This window comes from Streptomyces sp. 1-11 (assembly GCF_007176755.1).
In the GTDB taxonomy this organism is placed as follows: Bacteria; Actinomycetota; Actinomycetes; order Streptomycetales; family Streptomycetaceae; genus Streptomyces.
The window spans coordinates 383465-404056 of record NZ_BJTV01000004.1 but is presented as its reverse complement, the minus strand read 5'-3'; the positions used below and the strand labels follow the sequence as shown (position 1 = coordinate 404056).

The 20592-nt window shown below is 70.4% G+C and carries 10 protein-coding genes; 6 read left to right on the top strand and 4 right to left on the bottom strand.

The genetic code is table 11. From position 1 onward, the window contains the following. Positions 1-73: 73 nt before the first annotated feature. Both TNCT1_RS11380 and TNCT1_RS11375 read right to left on the bottom strand, forming a co-directional pair. Positions 74-1603 (bottom strand): UDP-N-acetylglucosamine 1-carboxyvinyltransferase, encoded by a 1530-nt coding sequence (locus TNCT1_RS11380; protein WP_143630749.1) that lies wholly within the window; start codon positions 1601-1603, stop codon positions 74-76. Positions 1604-1667: 64 nt separating this feature from the next. After that, positions 1668-1865, bottom strand: coding sequence for a DUF4236 domain-containing protein (locus TNCT1_RS11375; RefSeq protein ID WP_143630748.1), 198 nt, complete (start codon positions 1863-1865; stop codon positions 1668-1670). Positions 1866-2226: 361 nt separating this feature from the next. Between TNCT1_RS11375 and TNCT1_RS11370 the strand changes: the two genes are divergently transcribed. Further along, the gene (locus TNCT1_RS11370) at positions 2227-5022 is read left to right on the top strand and encodes an aconitate hydratase (protein WP_143630747.1); all 2796 of its coding nucleotides are present in this window, start codon (positions 2227-2229) and stop codon (positions 5020-5022) included. Between the two features lie 70 nt (positions 5023-5092). Here TNCT1_RS11370 and TNCT1_RS11365 read toward each other — a convergent pair whose 3' ends face one another. Then, positions 5093-7741 carry a SpoIIE family protein phosphatase gene (locus TNCT1_RS11365; RefSeq protein ID WP_143630854.1) on the bottom strand — a complete coding sequence of 883 codons (2649 nt, stop codon included), beginning with the start codon at positions 7739-7741 and terminating at the stop codon, positions 5093-5095. Between the two features lie 397 nt (positions 7742-8138). On the opposite strand from TNCT1_RS11365, the gene TNCT1_RS11360 reads away from it, so the two are divergent. Continuing rightward, a complete protein-coding gene (locus TNCT1_RS11360; RefSeq protein WP_143630746.1) occupies positions 8139-9233 on the top strand; it encodes a lytic polysaccharide monooxygenase in 1095 nt (364 codons plus the stop codon). A 343-nt stretch (positions 9234-9576) separates the two neighbouring features. Then, the gene (locus TNCT1_RS11355; RefSeq protein ID WP_143630745.1) at positions 9577-12843 is read left to right on the top strand and encodes a GH92 family glycosyl hydrolase; all 3267 of its coding nucleotides are present in this window, start codon (positions 9577-9579) and stop codon (positions 12841-12843) included. A gap of 64 nt (positions 12844-12907) precedes the next feature. Here TNCT1_RS11355 and TNCT1_RS11350 read toward each other — a convergent pair whose 3' ends face one another. After that, a complete protein-coding gene (locus TNCT1_RS11350; RefSeq protein WP_174266237.1) occupies positions 12908-16711 on the bottom strand; it encodes a GH92 family glycosyl hydrolase in 3804 nt (1267 codons plus the stop codon). A 340-nt stretch (positions 16712-17051) separates the two neighbouring features. Between TNCT1_RS11350 and ngcE the strand changes: the two genes are divergently transcribed. The 3 genes from ngcE to TNCT1_RS11335 are packed head-to-tail and all read left to right on the top strand — an operon-like array spanning position 17052 to position 20412. Next, positions 17052-18497 (top strand): N-acetylglucosamine/diacetylchitobiose ABC transporter substrate-binding protein, encoded by a 1446-nt coding sequence (gene ngcE, locus TNCT1_RS11345; protein WP_143630744.1) that lies wholly within the window; start codon positions 17052-17054, stop codon positions 18495-18497. A 60-nt stretch (positions 18498-18557) separates the two neighbouring features. Next, on the top strand, positions 18558-19484 hold the full coding sequence (locus TNCT1_RS11340; protein WP_143630743.1) for a carbohydrate ABC transporter permease: 927 nt from the start codon (positions 18558-18560) through the stop codon (positions 19482-19484). 4 nt (positions 19485-19488) lie between these two features. Further along, entirely contained in the window at positions 19489-20412 is a 924-nt protein-coding gene (locus TNCT1_RS11335; RefSeq protein WP_143630742.1) for a carbohydrate ABC transporter permease, read from the top strand. Positions 20413-20592: the final 180 nt, after the last annotated feature.

The window sequence follows — 20592 nt, the reverse complement described above, 5'->3', positions numbered from 1 at the left end:
CCCAGAGGCGCCGCCGCACCCCTTCCAGCCCCGCATTCGTGCAGGTCACATAGGGTGCGGCGGCAGTCGTTCCTCAGATGTCCCGGAAGATCTCGATCTGCGCCCCGACCGAGTTCAGCCGCTCCGCCAGGTCCTCGTAACCCCGGTTGATGACGTACACGTTGCGCAGGACCGAGGTGCCCTCGGCCGCCATCATCGCGAGCAGGACGACGACCGCGGGGCGCAGGGCCGGCGGGCACATCATCTCGGCGGCCCGCCAGCGGGTCGGGCCCTCGACCAGGACGCGGTGCGGGTCCAGCAACTGCAGGCGGCCGCCAAGGCGGTTGAGGTCGGTCAGGTAGATCGCGCGGTTGTCGTAGACCCAGTCGTGGATCAGGGTCTGGCCCGAGGCCACCGCCGCGATGGCCGCGAAGAAGGGGACGTTGTCGATGTTCAGGCCCGGGAAGGGCATGGGGTGGATCTTGTCGATCGGGGCTTCGAGCTTGGAGGGGCGGACGGTGAGGTCGACCAGGCGGGTCCGGCCGTTGTCGGCGCAGTACTCCGGCGACCGGTCGTGGTCGAGGCCCATCTCCTCCAGGACCGCGAGCTCGATCTCCAGGAACTCGATCGGCACCCGGCGCACCGTCAGTTCCGACTCGGTCACCACGGCGGCGGCCAGCAGGCTCATCGCCTCGACCGGGTCCTCGGAGGGGGAGTAGTCGACGTCCACGTCGATGTTCGGCACGCCGTGCACGGTCAGCGTGGTGGTGCCGATGCCCTCCACCTTGACGCCCAGCGCCTCGAGGAAGAAGCACAGGTCCTGCACCATGTAGTTGGAGGAGGCGTTGCGGATGACCGTCACGCCGTCGTGCCGGGCGGCGGCCAGCAGCGCGTTCTCGGTCACCGTGTCGCCGCGCTCGGTCAGGACGATCGGGCGGCCGGGCCGGACGGCGCGGTCCACCTGGGCGTGGTACTGGCCCTCGGTGGCCGCGACGTCCAGGCCGAACCGGCGCAGCGCGATCATGTGCGGCTCGATGGTCCGCGTGCCGAGGTCGCAGCCGCCGGCGTACGGCAGCTTGAAGCGGTCCATGCGGTGCAGCAGCGGGCCGAGGAACATGATGATGGAGCGGGTGCGGACGGCCGCCTCGGCGTCGATCGCCGCCATCTCCAGTTCGGCCGGCGGGACGAGTTCGAGGTCGACGCCGTCGTTGATCCAGCGGGTGCGCACGCCGATGGAGTTGAGCACCTCCAGCAGGCGGTACACCTCCTCGATCCGGGCCACCCGGCGCAGCACCGTGCGCCCCTTGTTCAGCAGTGAGGCGCACAGCAGTGCCACGCAGGCGTTCTTGCTGGTCTTGACGTCGATGGCGCCGGACAGCCGGCGGCCGCCGACCACCCGCAGATGCATCGGACCCGCGTAGCCCAGCGACACGATCTCGCTGTCCAGCGCCTCACCGATGCGGGCGATCATCTCAAGGCTGATGTTCTGGTTCCCGCGCTCGATGCGGTTGACGGCGCTCTGGCTGGTGCCGAGCGCCTCCGCGAGCTGTGCCTGTGTCCAGCCACGGTGCTGCCGGGCGTCACGGATGAGCTTGCCGATGCGTACGAGGTAGTCGTCTGCCATGAGGCTGAGGTTATCTCAGATATGAGATGGCGCCTCTCGGGGGGTCCGTTCGGGTGATGCTCCGTCAATGGTCCCTGGTCGTACGGGTGCGGCGCCACCCGAAAGGTCCAGGCAAATCCACTGATGTCGTACGTCGTCCGGTGCTGCTGTGGGTGTGTCGCGGGCCGTTCTTGCCGCCGGTGGTGATGGACCAGGAGTGCCGGTTGATGTTCAGCCGCACCCCGGGCAGGATCCGGAAGCTCTTGCGGAACGTGAGCGGCATGGATGCCTCCTTCGGTGAGTCGCGGGCCGGGCCGCTCAACCCCGGATACCCCGTAACCGCGCGGAGATGGCGTACGGCCGCGGACGGGTGCGGGGGTGTCCGGTGTGCGCCGGTCCGCCCGGTGCCGGAGTGCCGTGCTGTGGCGGACGCCACCGGAAAACGGCGGGAGCGGGTGCGGCCGGACATGACCAGTCGGCCCCCATGTACTAGAGTTATCTCGACATCGAGATATCTGCCGAGGCGCACCGTAGTCGGCACCCGGGTAAGGCTTGCCTAACTTAGCCTGACCTCACTGGATCGGCCGAGCCCGCGTGGCGGCACGATTGACGGTGGTACGCGCACATCAATGAAGGAGACTGTCGTGTCGGCGAACAGCTTCGACGCCCGCAGCACGCTGCAGGTGGGCGACGAGTCGTACGAGATCTTCCGGCTGGACAAGGTGGAGGGCTCCGCTCGCCTGCCGTACAGCCTCAAGGTCCTGCTGGAGAACCTGCTCCGCACGGAGGACGGCGCGAACATCACCGCCGACCACATCCGCGCCCTCGGCGGCTGGGACTCCCAGGCCCAGCCCTCCCAGGAGATCCAGTTCACGCCGGCCCGCGTGATCATGCAGGACTTCACCGGCGTCCCCTGCGTCGTGGACCTCGCCACCATGCGTGAGGCCGTGAAGGAGCTGGGCGGCGACCCGGCGAAGATCAACCCGCTGGCGCCGGCCGAGCTGGTCATCGACCACTCCGTCATCGCCGACAAGTTCGGCACCAACGACGCCTTCAAGCAGAACGTCGAGCTGGAGTACGGCCGCAACAAGGAGCGCTACCAGTTCCTGCGCTGGGGCCAGACCGCCTTCGACGAGTTCAAGGTCGTCCCGCCGGGCACCGGCATCGTGCACCAGGTGAACATCGAGCACCTGGCCCGCACCGTCATGGTCCGCGGCGGCCAGGCGTACCCCGACACGCTGGTCGGCACCGACTCGCACACCACGATGGTCAACGGCCTCGGCGTGCTCGGCTGGGGCGTCGGCGGCATCGAGGCCGAGGCCGCCATGCTCGGCCAGCCGGTCTCCATGCTCATCCCGCGCGTCGTCGGCTTCAAGCTCACCGGTGAGCTGCAGCCCGGCACCACCGCCACCGACCTCGTGCTCACCATCACCGAGATGCTGCGCAAGCACGGTGTGGTCGGCAAGTTCGTCGAGTTCTACGGCGAGGGCGTCTCCGCCACCTCCCTGGCCAACCGCGCCACCATCGGCAACATGTCGCCGGAGTTCGGCTCCACCGCCGCGATCTTCCCGATCGACGACGAGACCCTGAACTACCTGCGCCTGACCGGCCGCAGCGACCAGCAGGTCGCGCTCGTCGAGGCGTACGCCAAGGAGCAGGGCCTCTGGCTGGACCCGAAGGCCGAGCCGGACTTCTCCGAGAAGCTCGAGCTGGACCTGTCCACCGTGGTGCCGTCCATCGCCGGCCCGAAGCGCCCGCAGGACCGCATCGTCCTGGCCGAGGCCGCCCAGCAGTTCGCCAAGGACGTCCTCAACTACGTCGAGGCCCCCGTCGCCCAGACGCCGGCCGCCGCGGCCTCCGTGGTCGACGAGGCGAGCGCCGAGTCCTTCCCGGCCTCCGACGCCCCGGCCTACGGCCACGAGGAGAACGGCGCCGGCGCCCCGCAGCACGGCCAGGGCACCGGTTCCGTCCCGTCGAACCCGGTCCGGGTGACCGCCCCCGACGGCACCAGCTACGAGCTGGACCACGGCGCGGTGACGGTCGCGGCCATCACCTCCTGCACCAACACCTCCAACCCGTACGTCATGGTCGCCGCCGCCCTGGTGGCCAAGAAGGCGGTCGAGAAGGGCCTGACCCGCAAGCCGTGGGTCAAGACCACCCTCGCCCCGGGCTCCAAGGTCGTCACCGACTACTTCGAGAAGGCGGGCCTGACCCCCTACCTCGACAAGGTCGGCTTCAACCTGGTCGGCTACGGCTGCACCACCTGCATCGGCAACTCCGGCCCGCTGCCGGAGGAGGTCTCCAAGGCCGTCAACGACCACGACCTCGCCGTCACCTCGGTCCTCTCCGGCAACCGGAACTTCGAGGGCCGCATCAACCCCGACGTCAAGATGAACTACCTGGCGTCCCCGCCGCTGGTCGTCGCCTACGCCCTCGCCGGCTCCATGAAGGTGGACATCACCCGTGAGGCGCTGGGCACCGACACCGACGGCAACCCGGTCTTCCTGAAGGACATCTGGCCCTCCGAGGCCGAGGTCAACGACGTCGTCGCCAACGCCATCGGCGAGGACATGTTCTCCAAGTCCTACAGCGACGTCTTCGCGGGCGACGCCCAGTGGCAGTCCCTGCCGGTCCCGACCGGCAACACCTTCGAGTGGGACGCGGAGTCCACCTACGTCCGCAAGCCCCCGTACTTCGAGGGCATGGGCATGGAGCCGGCCCCGGTCGCGGACATCACCGGCGCCCGCGTGCTCGCCAAGCTGGGCGACTCGGTCACCACCGACCACATCTCCCCGGCCGGCGCCATCAAGGCCGACACCCCGGCCGGCCAGTACCTCACCGAGCACGGTGTGGAGCGTCGTGACTTCAACTCCTACGGCTCGCGCCGAGGCAACCACGAGGTCATGATCCGCGGCACGTTCGCCAACATCCGCCTGCGCAACCAGATCGCGCCGGGCACCGAGGGCGGCTACACCCGCGACTTCACCCAGGCCGACGCGCCGGTGGCGTTCATCTACGACGCCTCCCGCAACTACATCGAGCAGGGCATCCCGCTGGTCGTCCTGGCCGGCAAGGAGTACGGCTCCGGCTCGTCCCGCGACTGGGCCGCCAAGGGCACCGCGCTGCTCGGCGTCAAGGCCGTCATCGCCGAGTCCTACGAGCGCATCCACCGCTCGAACCTGATCGGCATGGGCGTCCTGCCGCTGCAGTTCCCCGAGGGCCAGTCCGCCGAGTCCCTCGGTCTGACCGGCGAGGAGACCTTCTCCTTCACCGGCGTCGAGGAGCTCAACGACGGCACCACCCCGCGCACGGTCAAGGTCACCACCGACACGGGCGTGGAGTTCGACGCGGTCGTCCGCATCGACACCCCCGGTGAGGCCGACTACTACCGCAACGGCGGCATCATGCAGTACGTGCTGCGCAGCCTGATCCGCAAGTAAGCGGCACGGCACAGAGCGGACGAGGGCCGCACCCCCGGCACCGGGGGTGCGGCCCTCGCGCCGTCCGCGCTCACTCCCCGAGCAGCGCCGAGAGGTCCGGCAGCGCCACCTCGGCCCAGATCACCTTGCCCTGGGGCGTGTACCGGGTGCCCCAGCGCTCGGTCATCTGGGAGACCAGGAACAGGCCACGGCCGCCCTCGTCGGTGGTCGCCGCGTACCGCAGGTGCGGCGAGGTGCTGCTGCCGTCGGCCACCTCGCAGATCAGCACCCGGTCCCGGATCAGCCGCACGTGGATCGGGTCCGAGCCGTAGCGGATGGCGTTGGTGATCAGCTCGCTGAGGACCAGCTCCATGCCGAAGCCCAGCTCCGACAGGCCCCACTCCTCCAGCTTGGCGGACACGGCGCCGCGCATCCCCGACACGGCCGCCGGGTCCCGCGGCACGTCCCAGTCGGCGACGTTCTCCGGCGGCAGCGCCCGGGTGCGTGCGATCAGCAGGGCCACGTCGTCCTTGGGGCGCTCGGGCAGCAGCTCGTCCAGCACCGCCTGGCAGCTCTCCTCCGGTGAGCGCCCCGGATGGCCGGACAGCGCCAGGCGCAGCAGCTCCATGCCCACGTCCAGGTCGCGCCTGCGGTCCTCGATGAGCCCGTCGGTGTAGAGGACCAGCCGGCTGCCCTCGGGCAGCTCCAGCTCGGCCGTCCTGAACGGCATGCCGCCCAGGCCCAGCGGCGGCCCGGCCGGCACGTCGGGGAAGGTGACCCGGCCGTCGGGGTAGGCCAGCGCGGGCGCCAGGTGCCCGGCCCGCGCCATGACGCAGCGGCGGGTCACCGGGTCGTAGATCGCGTACAGACAGGTGGCGCCGACGATCTCCGCGGCCGCCTCGGCGCGCGCCTCGTCCTGGTCGATGCGGCCGACCAGGTCGTCCAGATGGCTGAGCAGCTCGTCCGGCGGCAGGTCGAGGGTGGAGAAGTTGTGCACCGCGGTCCGCAGCCGGCCCATCGTCGCGGCCGCGTGCAGGCCGTGCCCGACCACGTCGCCCACGGCCAGCGCCACCCGGCCCCCGGGGAGCGGGATCACGTCGAACCAGTCCCCGCTCACGCCGGACTGCGCCGGGAGGTAGCGGTAGGCGACGTCGAGGGCGCTCTGCTCGGGCAGCGCCCGCGGCAGCAGGCTGCGCTGCAGGGTGACCGCGAGGGCGTGCTCGCGGGTGTACCGGCGGGCGTTGTCGATGCTGACCGCCGCCCGCGCCACCAGCTCGTCCGCCAGCGACAGCTCCTCCTCGTCGAACGGCTCCTGTTTGGAGCGGTAGAAGTTGGCCATGCCCAGGACGACACCGCGCGCCTGGATCGGGGCGGCGATGAGCGAGTGGATGCCGTACTCCAGTATTCGCCGGGTGCGCGAGGGGTCCTGGGCCTGCCAGTCCTCGGCGGTCGACAGGCTGGGCACCAGCTCGGAGCGGCCGGCGCCGTAACCGCGCGCCTGCGGGGTGACGGGCAGGAAGTCGATCAGCCGGCCCTTCTCGTAGAGCGGGTGGTCCTCCCGGATGCCGTGCACGGCGACCCGCCGGATGTCCGTCGCGGTGGGGGCCGGCTCCTCGCCGTGCAGCACGTTGTCGGCCAGGTCCACGGTGACGAAGTCGGCGAACCGGGGGACGGCGACCGCGGCCAGCTCGTCGGCGGTGCGGACCACGTCCAGGCTGGTCCCGATGCACAGGCCCGCGTCGTACAGCAGCTCCAGCCGCTCCCTCGCGACCTCGGCCCGGCCGGAGACCGCCTGGAGCTCGGTGGAGTCGCGCAGCGTCACCACGGTCCCGCCGCACGCGCCCGCGCCGTCGGTGGGCCGCTGGTTGACCACGAGCAGCCGCCCGCCGGCGAAGTGCACCTCGTCGCTGGCCTCGCGTCCGGAGCCGAGCAGCTCCACCGTCTCGGGCTCCAGATGGGACAGCTCCCGCACATGGCGTCCCTCGGCCTGCGGGGGCAGCTCCAGCAGCCGCCTGGCCTCGTCGTTGGCCAGCACCAGCCGGCCGTCGGGGCCGACGATGAGCACGCCCTCGCGCACCGAGTGCAGCACCGTGTCGTGGTGCTCGTACATACGGGTCATCTCGTCCGGGGCAAGGCTGTGGGTCTGCCGCCGCAGCCGCCGGCCCACCAGGGCCGTCCCGCCGGTCGACAGCACGAGCGCGCCGGCCCCGGCGCCCAGGATGATCGGGAGCTGCCGGTCGACCTCGCTGGTGACGTTCTTGACCTTCAGACCGGCGGAGACCAGGCCGGTCACCTTGCCGCCGGTGTCACGGACCGGCACCGTCGCCTGCACCTCGTGGCCCAGCGGGCCGTGCACGCTCTCGGTGTAGACCCGGCCGGCCAGCGAGGGGCCGATCCGGCCCACGAACCGTTTGCCGATGCGGCTCGGGATCGGATGGGTGTAGCGGATGCCCTTGGTGTCCATGACCACGATGAAGTCGACACCCGCGGCCTTGCGCCCCGCCTCGGTGAGGGGCTGCAGGACCTTCGAGGGATCGGGGCTGTCCAGCGCCTGCTGGACGCCCGGCGCGTGGGCGAAGGTCTGCGCGACGGCTATGGACCGGCGCTTGGCCTCCGCGGTGGTGTCCCGCTCCGACTGCAGTACCAGGGCGAAGACGGCACAGACGACGAGGAGGATCACGAGGGCCGCCTGCAGGAGGAAGACCTGTCCGGCGACGCTGCGTGGGCTCTTGCCGACCATGGAGCGCCAAGACACGCGCCTGAATCGGCCGAAATGGTCCGACATGCGATATTTCTAGCACTGGGTGATTGGCGGTGGCTACGTCCGTTCCGAGCTGTGGGCCCCCACGTCCCGGCGGCCCCCTGCGCCCCGCCCCTCCCATCAGCGCCGTGTCACAGGTGTCGCGGCAGGCGTTTACAGCGGGTGCCGTGCGCGCTAACTTCACGAGTCAGGGGTGGGAGCGCTCCCATCAACGCGCGGCCCCGGCGGACCGGAACCCGTCTCGGCCGGGCCGGGTCCGCTCCCACTCCGCTCGGCTCCATCCGCTCCGCCCGCTCGCGCACGCTCCGTCCGCTCCTGCCCGCCCCGTCCCGCTCCCGTCCGCGCGCCCGCGGACCCAGTCGGAGGTGTATGTGTCATGTCTGCGACAGCCAGCGCGCCCGGCCGCACCGGGCGCCCGCGATTACCGCACCCCACCCGGGGCCAGGGCCTGTTCCTGGTCCTCCTGGCCCTGCTGACCACCATCCCCGCCCTCGGCCTGATGCTCGCCGCCGGCGTACCGGCCGCGGCCCACGGCACCCCCATGAAGCCGGGCAGCCGCACCTTCCTGTGCTGGCGCGACGCGCTCACCGGCACCGGTGAGATCAAGGCGGTGAACCCGGCCTGCAAGGCGGCCCAGCAGGCCGGCGGCACGACCCCCTTCTACAACTGGTTCTCCGTCCTGCGCTCGGACGGCGCGGGCCGCACCCGCGGCTTCGTGCCGGACGGGCAGCTCTGCAGCGGCGGGAACCCCAACTTCACCGGGTTCGACCTGGCCCGCGACGACTGGCCGGTGACCCATCTGACCGCCGGCGCCACGGTCGACTTCTCCTACAACGCCTGGGCCGCCCACCCGGGCTGGTTCTACGTGTACGTCACCAAGGACGGCTACGACCCGGCCAAGCCGCTCACCTGGTCCGAGATGGAGGACCAGCCGTTCCTCACCGTCGACCACCCGCCGCTGAACGGCACCCCGGGCACGGTCGACGCCGACTACTCCTGGTCGGGCAGGCTGCCGTCGGGCAAGACCGGCCGGCACATCGTCTACATGGTGTGGCAGCGCTCGGACAGCGCCGAGACCTTCTACTCCTGCTCCGACGTCGTCTTCGACGGCGGCAACGGGGAGGTCACCGGCGTCCACGACCCGGGCGCCCCCGGCGAGCCCCCGCCCGGCGCCTGCACCGCCACCCGCCGGACCACCGGCACCTGGTCCGGCGGGTACCAGTCCGAGGTGACCGTGACCAACAGTGGGAGCGTGCCGATGCTCGGCTGGATGGTCGACTGGACCCTGCCCGCCGGCCAGTCGGTGGCCAGCCTCTGGAACGGCGACGCCACCTACACGGGACAGGACGTCATGGTGCACAACGCCGGCTGGAACGGCTCGCTGAGCCCCGGCCGGAGCACGACGTTCGGCTACGTGGTCCAGGGCTCCGGCGGTGACGACTCCGGCAGCCTTCCCTGCCGGGTCGGCTGAGCCGCTCTGGGCGGACCCGGTGGGGTGACGCACCGGGTCCGCGAGCCGGGCAGGTGAGGGGGGTTCGGTCCCTGTCCGGGTGGTGCTGGCTTGTGGTGGCCGGGCCCGCGGGCCCGGCCACGACCGAGTGGAGCGCGACAACGTTGTCTTATGGTCCGTACATGACTCTACCGTGCCAACGGACAACGATGTCAACCCACTTGGGGCAGCCCGGCCGGGCGGCGCAGGCGCGGGCCCGGTCGGCGCACGCGGTCTTCCGCGGTACCGGTGGCGCGCGTTACTGTCCCTGCGGCTTGTGCGACCTGTGGTGCGCGACCCCTCCATCCCGAGGAAGGGCCGCGTCATGCGTTTCCGTCCCACGTCCCTGCTGCTGGCCGCGGTCCTCGCGACCGGCGGGGCCACCCCCGCCCTCGCGGCGACCGCAGCACCACCCGAACTCGTCAAGGACCCGACCCCGTACGTCGATCCGCTGATCGGCACCAGGAACGGCGGCAACGTCTTCCCGGGCGCCGTGGTGCCGTTCGGCATGCTCTCCTGGAGCCCGGAGAACACCAGAGACGACGCCACCCGCACCGCCGCGCCCGGCGGCTACCAGTACGACGCCACCCGCATCCGGGGCTTCAGCCTGACCCACATGTCCGGCACCGGCTGCGCGGGCGGCAGCGGCGACATCCCGTTCTTCCCGTACGCGGGCGAGGTCACCTCCTCCCCGGCGAGCGACACCAAGGACGCCGTGTACGCCTCGGACTTCCGGCACTCCGACGAGCACGCCGAGCCCGGGCACTACAAGGTGGGCCTCGCCTCCGGCGTCACCGCCGACCTCACGGCGACCGCCCGCACCGGCTCGGCCCGCTTCACCTACCCGGCGGACAAGCCCGCCTCGCTGCTCGTGCGCACCGCCAACTCCGAGCTGGGGTCGGAGGACTCCTCGGTCAGCATCGACCCGGCGACCCGCACCGTCTCCGGCTCCGTCACCTCCGGCGACTTCTGCGGCTACCTCGACCCGGAGGGCCGGCGCTCCTACTACACGCTGTACTTCACCGCCCGCTTCGACCGCGCCTTCAAGACCACCGGAACCTGGCAGGACGACAAGCTCCAGGCCGGCTCCACCAAGGCCGGCGGCGGCACCGGCGGCTTCTCGCACGGCGGCCGGCCGGTCGCGGGCAAGGGCGCCGGCGGCTACGTCGAGTTCGCGCCCGGCAGCGGCCCGGTGAACGTCAAGGTCGGCATCTCCTACGTGAGCCGGGCGGCCGCGGAGGCCAACCTCGAGGCGGAGAACCCGCGGAAACGGTCCTTCGACGCGGTCGCCGGCGCGGCCCGCGGCGCCTGGCGGGACCGCCTCGCCGCCGTCCGGGTCGGCGGCGGCACGGACGCGGAGCGGACCACCTTCTACACCGCCCTCTACCACTCCCTGCTGCACCCCAACGTCATCAGCGACGCCGACGGCCGCTACCGGGGCGCGGACGGCGAGGTGCACCGCACCCGCCGCGGTCACCGCGCCCAGTACGGCACCTTCTCCGGCTGGGACGTCTACCGCGACCAGGTGCAGCTGCTGACCCTGCTGGACCCGGACACGGGTTCCGACATCGCCCAGTCGCTGTACGAGCTGGCCCGGCAGAACGGCGGCGTCTGGGACCGCTGGCTGCACGGCGCGAGCGGCACTCACGTCATGAACGGCGACCCCGCGCCGACCGCCCTGGCCGGCATCCGCGCCTTCGGCGGCACCGGCTTCGACCTCAAGGGCGCGCTGAAGTCACTGGTGAAGGCGGCGACCGTGCCCACGGCGCAGGACCTGTCGGCGGCCGGCAAGCCGGTGCTGTCGGTGGGCCAGCGCCCCTCGCTCGACAAGTACCTGAAGCTGCACTACATGCCGAGCGTCTCCAACGCCTGGGGCGGCGCCGCCGAGACCCTGGAGATGTCCACCGCCGACTTCTCCCTCGCCCAGCTGGCCGCGGCGGCAGGGGAGAAGGACACGGCGAGGACCTTCGCCCGCCGGGCCCAGTGGTGGCAGAACAACTTCAACCTCGCCGCCGGCCAGGACGGCGGCTACATCGCCAACCGCAAGGCCGACGGCAGCTGGGTGACGGGCTTCACCCCCGACACGGGCAACGGCTTCGTGGAGGGCTCGGCCGCGCAGTACACCTGGATGGTCCAGCACGACCCGGCCGGGCTGTTCGCCGCGATGGGCGGCACCGGCAAGGCCCTCGAACGGCTCGACGCCTTCTTCCACGACGCCGACGGGAGCTGGGCCCTGACCGGCAAGGGCGGCGCCAAGTCCGAGCTGGACAACGAGCCTTCCATCAACGTGCCCTACCTGTACGACTACGCCGGAGCCCCGTACAAGGCGCAGGAGACCGTCCGCGCCGCGATGCGGCAGCTCTGGTCGACCGGGCCCGGCGGCATCCCCGGCAACGACGACCTCGGCGCCATGTCGTCCTGGTACGTCTTCTCCGCGCTCGGCATGTACCCGCAGGTGCCCTCCCGCGCCGAACTGGTCCTCGCCTCACCGCTGTTCGAGCGGGTGGAGATAGACCGACCGCACGGCAACGACATCTCCGTGCGCGCCGCCGGCGCGGCGGCCGACGCCCCGTACGTCCGGTCCCTCAAGGTCAACGGCCGCGCCGCGGACCGGCCCTGGCTGCCCGCCTCCTTCGTCCGCGACGGCGGCCGGCTGGACTACACCCTGTCCACCACCCCGGACCGCGCCTGGGGCGCGTCCTCGCCGCCGCCGTCCTTCCGGGAGGGCGAACAGCCGTACCAGATCGGCGTCGGACCCACCACCGCCACCGTCGCGCCGGGTGAAGCCACGAGCATCGGCATCCGCGCGCTGGCGCTGAGCGGCGGCACCGGACCCGAGGTGCGCTTCCGGGTCAAGACCCCGGCCGGGGTCACCGCCACGCCCGCCGAGGGCACCGTCACCGACGGCGCCCGGCGGATCACCCTGACCGCGGCCGAGGACGCAGCTCAGGGCTTCTACGACGCCGAGGTCACGGTGACCTCCGGCGACACCTCCTACGACCAGCCGGTCGCCCTGACCGTCGCCGCCCCGGGCACCCTGCTGGCCGCCTACGACAACACCGGCGTCTCGGACGACGCGGGCGACCACGACGAGGCCGACTACGACGGCGGCGGCTGGAGCTACTCCCGCCAGGCCCTCGCCGCGGCCGGTCTGACCCCGGGCGGCCGGGGCACGGTGGACGGCCTCGCCTTCACCTGGCCCGACTCGCCCGCCGGCCGCCCGGACAACGCCTCGGCCGCCGGCCAGACCATCGAACTCGCCGAGCCCGCGGCCCGGTTGTCCTTCGTCGGCAGCGCCGTCAACGGCAACCAGCAGACCAAGGCCACCGTCACCTACACCGACGGCAGCACCGGCACCGTCGACCTCGCCTTCACCGACTGGACCGTCGGCGGCGGGGGCGGCACCGTCGCCTACGGCAACGAGGTGGTCGCCAAGGCCGCCTACCGCAACGTCGCGGGCGCGGACAAGGACCCGGTGGCGACCTACGTCTTCGCCACGAAGCCCGTGGCCGCCCCGGACGGCAGGGCCGTCCGCAGTGTGACCCTGCCGCACGACACCGACCTGCACGTCTTCGCCCTCGCCACCGGCTGAGCGCACCCGCACGCGGAAGGGGGCGGACCCGGCCGGGTCCGCCCCCTCTCGCGCGGTGCGCCGGTCAGCCCAGCAGCTCCACCTCCGCCAGTGTCGCCTCACCGTCGAGGACCAGGCGGTACTTCGCCCAGGCGCCCGGGGCGGCGATGGTGAACGCCCTGGTCTGCCGGTCCCAACGGAACGATTCGCCGGAGCGGCGGTCCAGCGTCTTCCAGGTCGTGCCGTCCGCGGACCCCTGCAGGGTCCAGCCGGCCGGCGCCTTCGTGTGGTCCGCCGCCGAGGTCAGCGTGTACTGGACCGGCTTGGCGCCGTCCGCGGCCGGCAGGTCGACCGTGGTGACCGTCGCACTCGTCGCCGACGTGTTGTCGAACAGGGCGCCGTCGCCCTTCAGCACGTCCGCGCGCGGGGCCGGCACCTTGTCGTCCTGGGTGACGGAGACCGGGGCCGCCTTCGCACCGGTGCCCCACGTCGAGGGCCTTGACCCCATGAAGAACTCCAGCTCCCCGCCCTTGGACAGCAGCGAGTGCGGCAGCGCGGTCGACGTCCAGGGGCTGCCGTTGACCTTCACGCCCTGCACGTACACGTTCTTCGCGCTGTTGTGCGGGGCCTTGATCACCAGGTCGCGGCCGTTCTCCAGGTGCACGGTCGCCTTCTTGAACAGCGGGGAGCCGATGGCGTACTCGCCGCCGCCCATGACCAGCGGGTAGAAGCCGAGCGAGGAGAACAGGTACCAGGCCGACTGCTCGCCGTTGTCCTCGTCGCCGTGGTAGCCCTGGCCGATCTCGCTGCCCGTGTAGAGCCGGGACAGCGCCTCGCGCACGTGTGCCTGCGCCTTCCAGGGCTCACCGGCCGCGTCGTACATGTAGATGACGTGGTGCGCGACCTGGTTGGAGTGGCCGTACATGCCCATCCGGACGTCGCGCGCCTCGGTCATCTCGTGGATGACGCCGCCGTAGGAGCCGACGTGGTCCGGCGAGGCCGTCTCGGGCGTGGCGAAGTACTCGTCGAGCTTGTCCGCGAGGCCCTGCCGGCCGCCGTACAGGTTGGCCAGGCCCCGGCTGTCCTGCGGGGCGGTGAAGGCGTAGCCCCAGCCGTTGGTCTCCGTGTAGTCGTAACCCCACACGCGCGGGTCGTACTTGGCGGAGTCCAGACGCCAGTCGCCCTTGGCGTCACGGCCCTGGAAGAAGCCCGCCTTGGAGTCGAAGAGGTTCACGTAGTCCCGGGCGCGGTTGAGGAAGTACTCCGACTCCTCCTTGTAGTGCTTCTCGCCCGTCTTCTTGTACAGGGCCTCGCCCATCCTGGCGATGCCGTAGTCGTTGACGTAGCCCTCCATCGCCCACGACAGGCCCTCGTGGGTGTCGGTGCTGGTGTAGCCGAGGAACGGCGAGGTGCTCATGCCCTTGCGTCCCACGCCCGAGGAGGGCGGGACGACCGTGGCGTTCTTGACCGCCGCGTCGTAGGCCGCCTTCGCGTCGAACTTCACGCCCTTGACGTACGCGTCGGCGAACGCGACGTCCGACGAGGTGCCGGTCATCAGGTCGGCGTAGCCGGGGGAGGACCAGCGGGAGGTCCAGCCGCCGTCCTTGTACTGCTGCACGAACCCGTCGACCATCTCGCCCGCCTGCGACGGGGTCAGGAACGAGTACGCGGGCCAGGTGGTCCGGTAGGTGTCCCAGAAGCCGTTGTTCACGTACACCTTGCCGTCGACGATCTTCGCGCCGGTGTGCGTCGGGCTGTCCGGGCCCGGCATGGGGGAGAAGGGCGAGGCGTACTGGTCCTTGCCGCCCACCTTCTCGAAGCCGGAGTTCGGGTACAGGTAGAGCCGGTACATGCTGGAGTACAGCGTGGTGAGCTGGTCCGGGGTCGCGCCCTCCACCTCGACCTTGCCGAGCAGCGCGTCCCAGGTCCGCTGGGCCCGCTCCTTGACCGTGCCGAAGGACGTGCCGTCCGGGATCTCCTGCGCCAGGTTGTCCTTCGCCTGGTCCACGCTGATCAGCGAGGTCGCCAGCCGCAGGCCGACCGTGCGGTCGGCGCCCGCGTCGAAGCGCAGGAAGCCCTTCACCCCGCTGGAGTCGCCGCCGGTCACCGGCTTGTCGAACCGGCCGTACACGAACAGCCGGGTCGCGCCCGTGGACAGGCCCGACTTCACGTCCGAGTAGCCGGTGACGACGCCGTGCTCCTTGTCCAGCGTCAGGCCGGCCTGCTCGGTCACGTTGTCGAACACCACGCTCGCGTCGTCACCCGGGTAGGTGAAGCGCAGCGCGGCCGCGTGGTCGGTCGGGGCTATCTCGGCCTTCAGCCCGTTCTCGAACCGGACGCCGTAGTAGTACGGCCGTGCGGTCTCGTTCTCGTGCCGGAAGGCCAGCCCGCGTGCCGCGCGGCCGGTGTCCGGGGTGCCCGCGGCGGCCGACGGCATGAGCTGGAAGGTCTGCCGGTCGCCCATCCAGGGACTCGGCTCATGGCTCGCGCTGAACGCCTGGATCGTCGGCAGGTTGTCGTCGTTGTTCGCATGTGCGTACTCGTAGAGCCAGCTCAGCGAAGACGCGTTGGTCACCGGCGTCCAGAAGTTGAAGCCGTGCGGGACGGCCGTCGCCGGGAAGTTGTTGCCGCGCGAGAAGCTGCCGCTTGAGTTGGTGCCGCGGGTGGTCAGCGCGTAGTCCGACAGGTGCGCCCTGGGCTTCTCGGGCGCCACCCGCTTCAGGGCGACGTCGTCCAACCAGCCGCGGAACTTCGCCGGGCCGTCCGGCGAGTCGTAGGCCACCAGTATCCGGTCCACCGTCTTGCCGGCCGCCACCGAGCCGATCCGGGAGGCCACGTTGTTCCACTGGTTGACGTACAGCGCCTTCGCCGCGCCCTGGCCGCGCGGCGTCAGCGGGAAGCCGTGCTGGTCGGTGGCGCCCAGGTCGCTGAGGTAGGTCCCGTCGGTGAAGGCCAGGTCGACGGCGACGTTGGTGGCGTCGTAGTCCCGGTCGCCGTCGGCCATCGACGGGAAGACCCGGTAGGAGAGCTGGGTGTCGCCGCTCACCTTCACGTTGACGTCGAAGACCTTGTTGTACGAGTACGCCCGCCCGGCGGCCGTGTGCCGTCCGGCGTAGCGCAGGGCACGCTTTCCGGTGAATCCGGCGCCGGCCTTGGCCGTGGGCGAGCCGGCCGGTCCCTTGTCCACCAGGGTGAGCATGTCCTGGGGCACCGGGGCGTCGCCGCCGCCGGTGGAGAACTGCACGTCGGCGAGCTGCAGGATGCCCGAGGCGCCGTTGTTCGCGCTCACGTCGAGGCGGAAGTGCTGGTACTCGGCGGGCTCGGCCAGGTCGTACTTCTTCGTCTGGAACCGCTCCTTGAAGCTCTCACCCGAGCGGGTGTCGAGCGTCTTCCAGTCCTTGCCGTCGGCCGAGCCCTGGAGCGTCCAGTCCTTCGGGTCCCGCTCGGCGAAGTCGTTGGCCGAAGTGAGCGCGTACGTCACCAGCTTGACCGGCTTGTCCAGGTCGAACTCGGCCCAGCCGGTGGGCTGGAAGGCCAGCCACTTGGTACCGGGCTCGCCGTCGACGAGGTTCTCCTTCACCTCGCCCCCGCCCGTGTTCTCCGCGCTGGCCCGGACCTCGGTCACGTGGTCGGTGACGTTGCCCGGGATGCCGGTGCTGTAGCCGCCGTCCACGCCCGAGGCGCGTCTGCCCCCGTCCGCCCCCGTGTCCACGGTGTTCAGCCAGTCCGTCGCCGGGTCGCCCGCCTCGAACGAGGACGCGAACTCCCGGTCGGCGGCCGGTGCCTTCGCCGGCAGGGCGACCGCCGCGCCCTGGGTGCCGACGGCCATGACGAAGGCGGCCGTGAGCACGACCGCCGGACCGTTTCTGAGTCGACTTCTGCGCTGCATCTACAGCTTCCCCTCCTGCGCTCACTCCGGACAACGTTGTCAGCTCGATGCGCAGGAACCAGTAGGTGGTCAAGTGGCCCGTGATGTCAAGGGTGTTGGCCGTGGCATTCAGGGCCTTATGTCGCGACTTTTTCCGGCAGGGCGCCCACAGGCCGCTCATATTTCCGGGAGGTCTCAACTCGGAAAAGACCCACCGGGAACCTTGCATTCGATCTTGCTCCGCTGGCGGGAAGTGGACTATACCTGTCGGCGTTTCCCGCATGACCCTGCACTACCCGACAGCGGTGCCGGGGAGGATCCGGTTCACCGCCTGAGTCCTGGAGAAGGCGAGGACTTGAGCATGGGATCCACTGCGCACCACGGTGGCGAGGGCGTCGGCCGTCGCGATCTGATCAAGCGTTCCGCTGCGCTCGGCCTGGTGGCCGCCCCCGGAATGGGCCTGCTGTCCGCCTGCGCGAGCAGTGGCGGTGACGGACAGGACAAGGCCAAGGCGGGCAAGAAGACCGCGAAGAACCCGCTCGGCGTCAACGACGGCGCGAAGATGGAGTTCGTCCTCTTCGACGGCGGCTTCGGCAAGGAGTACGCCCAGGACGCGGTGAAGATCTACCAGAAGGACTTCCCCAAGGCCACGGTGAAGTTCTCCGCCACCCAGAAGATCCAGTCCACCCTGCAGCCCCGCTTCAACCAGGGCAACCCGCCGGACCTCATCGACAACTCCGGCGCCGAGCAGATGGACATGGGCGTGCTCGTCGGCAAGAACCAGCTCGCGGACCTCACCCCGCTGCTGGACGCGCCGTCGTACGACGACCCGGGCAAGAAGGTCCGCGACACGCTGCGCCCGGGCATCGTGGAGATGGGCCAGTTCGACGGCGACAAGGTCTGGATCCTTTACTACGCCTACACGGTCTACGGCGTCTGGTACTCGCAGAAGGCCCTGGACTCGCTGGACGAGAAGTACCCGGAGACCTGGGACGAGATGCTCAAGGTCTGCGAGAAGGCCAAGAAGAAGGGCATGGCGGGCTGGACGTACGCGGGCAAGTACCCGTACTACCTGCCCTTCTCGCTGTACCCGATGATCGGCAAGGTCGGCGGCCGCGAGGTGCTGGACGCCATCGACAACCTGGAGCCGAACGCCTGGAAGCACCCGGCCGTCAAGGCCTGCTTCGAGGCCTACTACGAGCTCTACAAGAAGGGCTACGTCCTCAAGGGCACCCCGGGCCTGGACCACATCCAGTCGCAGACGGCGTGGGCCAAGGGCAAGGCGCTGTTCATCCCGAACGGCTCCTGGGTGGAGAACGAGTCGGCCAACGTCATCCCGGCCGACTTCAACCTCGCCGTCTCCGCGCCCACCGGCCTCGACGGCTCCGACAAGATGCCCTTCGGCACCATCTGGGCGTCCGGCGGCGAGCCCTTCGTCGTGCCGGCCAAGGCGGCGAACTCCGAGGGGGGCATGGAGCAGCTGCGCATCATGCTCTCCGAGGCCTCCTCGAAGAACTTCACCTCCAAGGTGAAGTCGCTGACCGCCTTCAACGGCGGCACCGACGGCATCTCCCTCACCCCCGGCCTGAAGTCCGGCGTGGCGGCGCTGGACAAGGCCGGAGCCAACGTGGTGAATCCGCGTCTGCAGGACTGGTACGTGCAGCTGCAGAAGGAGAAGATCGGGGTGGCCGGGCTCGGCGAGATGATGGCCGGCCGCCTCACCCCGGCGGAGGCCATCAAGAAGATCCAGGGCTTCGCCGACGAGGCCGCGAAGGACACGTCGATCAAGCACTACAAGCACCAGTAGGCCCGAAGTGAGGGTTCGTCACCAGCGGCAGCACCTGACCGGAGATCGGGGTCGGCAGTAATGCAGCACGGCAAGTACCGGTTCATCGTGGGGTTCCTCGCGGTACCCCTCGGGCTCTACGCGCTTTTCGTCGTATGGCCCTTCATCCAGTCCATCTACTATTCGTTCACGGACTGGACCGGACTGAGTCCCGAATTCAAGATGGTCGGCTTCGACAACTACCGGAGGATGTTCGACGACGACATCTTCTGGAAGTCGTTGCAGCACAGCCTGCTCTTCGCGCTGGTCCTGCCGCTGGTGACGATCGGCCTGGCGCTGTTCTTCGCCTTCATGATCAATGTGGGCGGACGGCGCCGGCGGGGCGGTCCGGTGATTTCCGGAGTCCGCGGCTCCGGGTTCTACAAAATCGTCTACTTCTTCCCGCAGGTGCTGTCGATCGCGATCGTCGCGCTGCTGTTCGCCTTCGCCTACAACCCGGACAGCGGCGCCATCAACTCGTTCCTGCGCGGGATCGGTCTCGACAGCGTCCAGCCCCTGTGGCTGGGCGATCCGGACCTCGCCCTGTGGTGCGTGATGGCCGTGCTGGTGTGGTCCACGGTCGGCTTCTTCGTGGTGCTGTTCTCGGCCGGCATGGCGTCGATCCCGGCGGAGATGTACGAGGCGGCCCTGCTCGACGGGGCGAGCCGCTTCACCACGTTCTTCCGCATCACCCTGCCGCTGCTGTGGGACACCGTGCAGTCCGGCTGGGTCTACATGGGCATCCTCGCGCTCGGCGCCGAGTCCTTCGCGGTCGTCCAGATCATGACGACCGGGCCGGGCGGCCCCGACTACTCGACCACCGTGATGGTCTTGTACGTGTACCAGAAGGCGTTCCGGGACGGTCAGGCCGCCTACGCCACCACCATCGGCGTCGCCCTCCTCGTGGTCACGCTCGCCTTCGCGGCGATCGTGATGCGGCTGGGCCGTCGCGAGCGGCTGGAGTACTGAAGCGATGAAGACGACCGAGACCCCCGCACCGCTGCCGGCCGAGTCCGGCGCGACCGTGTCGAAGGTCGACGTGGCGCCGGCGCGGCCGGCCGTGCAGAAGAGGGAGGGCTCCGTCCTCAACGTCTTCTCCCACGGCATGCTGGTCCTGTGGGCGATCATGGTGGTCCTGCCGCTGCTGTGGGCGGTGATGACGTCCTTCAAGGACGACGCCTCCATCTTCGGCTCGCCCTGGTCGCTGCCGGACCGGCTGCACTTCGACAACTGGTCGAGGGCCTGGACCCAGGCCAACATGAGCGACTACTTCCTGAACACCATCCTGGTGGTCGGCGGCTCGCTCATCGGCACCCTGGTGCTCGGCTCCATGGCGGCCTACGTCCTGGCCCGCTTCGACTTCCCCGGCAACCGCTTCATCTACTTCCTGTTCATCGGCGGCATGAGCTTCCCGATCATGCTGGCGCTGGTCCCGCTGTTCTACGTCGTGAACAACATGGGCCTGCTGAACACCATCCACGGCCTGATCCTGGTCTACATCGCGTACTCGCTGCCGTTCACGGTGTTCTTCCTGACGGCGTTCTTCCGCACCCTGCCCACCTCGGTGGCGGAGGCGGCCTTCGTCGACGGCGCCTCGCACACGCGTACGTTCTTCCAGATCATGCTGCCGATGGCCAAGCCGGGCCTGATCAGCGTCGGCATCTTCAACTTCCTCGGCCAGTGGAACCAGTACATGCTGCCCACGGTCCTCAACACCGACCCCGACAAGCGCGTCCTCACCCAGGGCCTGGTGCAGCTCGCGGTCAGCCAGGGGTACAAGGGCGACTGGTCCGGACTCTTCGCCGGCCTGGTGATGGCCATGCTGCCGGTCCTGGGGGCGTACATCGTCTTCCAGCGCCAGGTGGTGGCGGGGCTGACGGCGGGCGCCCTGAAGTAGCGGCAGGCCCGCGCACGGGCCCGGACCTCCCGCGGGGGAGGCCCGGGCCCGTCCGCCTGCCCGCCGTCCCCGGACCGCCGCCCCACCCGTCCGGCCCGGCCGCCGCGGACCTCCCGCGCCGCTGGGCCGGCCCGCGCCTTCGCACTCGCGATTCGCACCGTCGCCCCGCGGCCCGGCGCC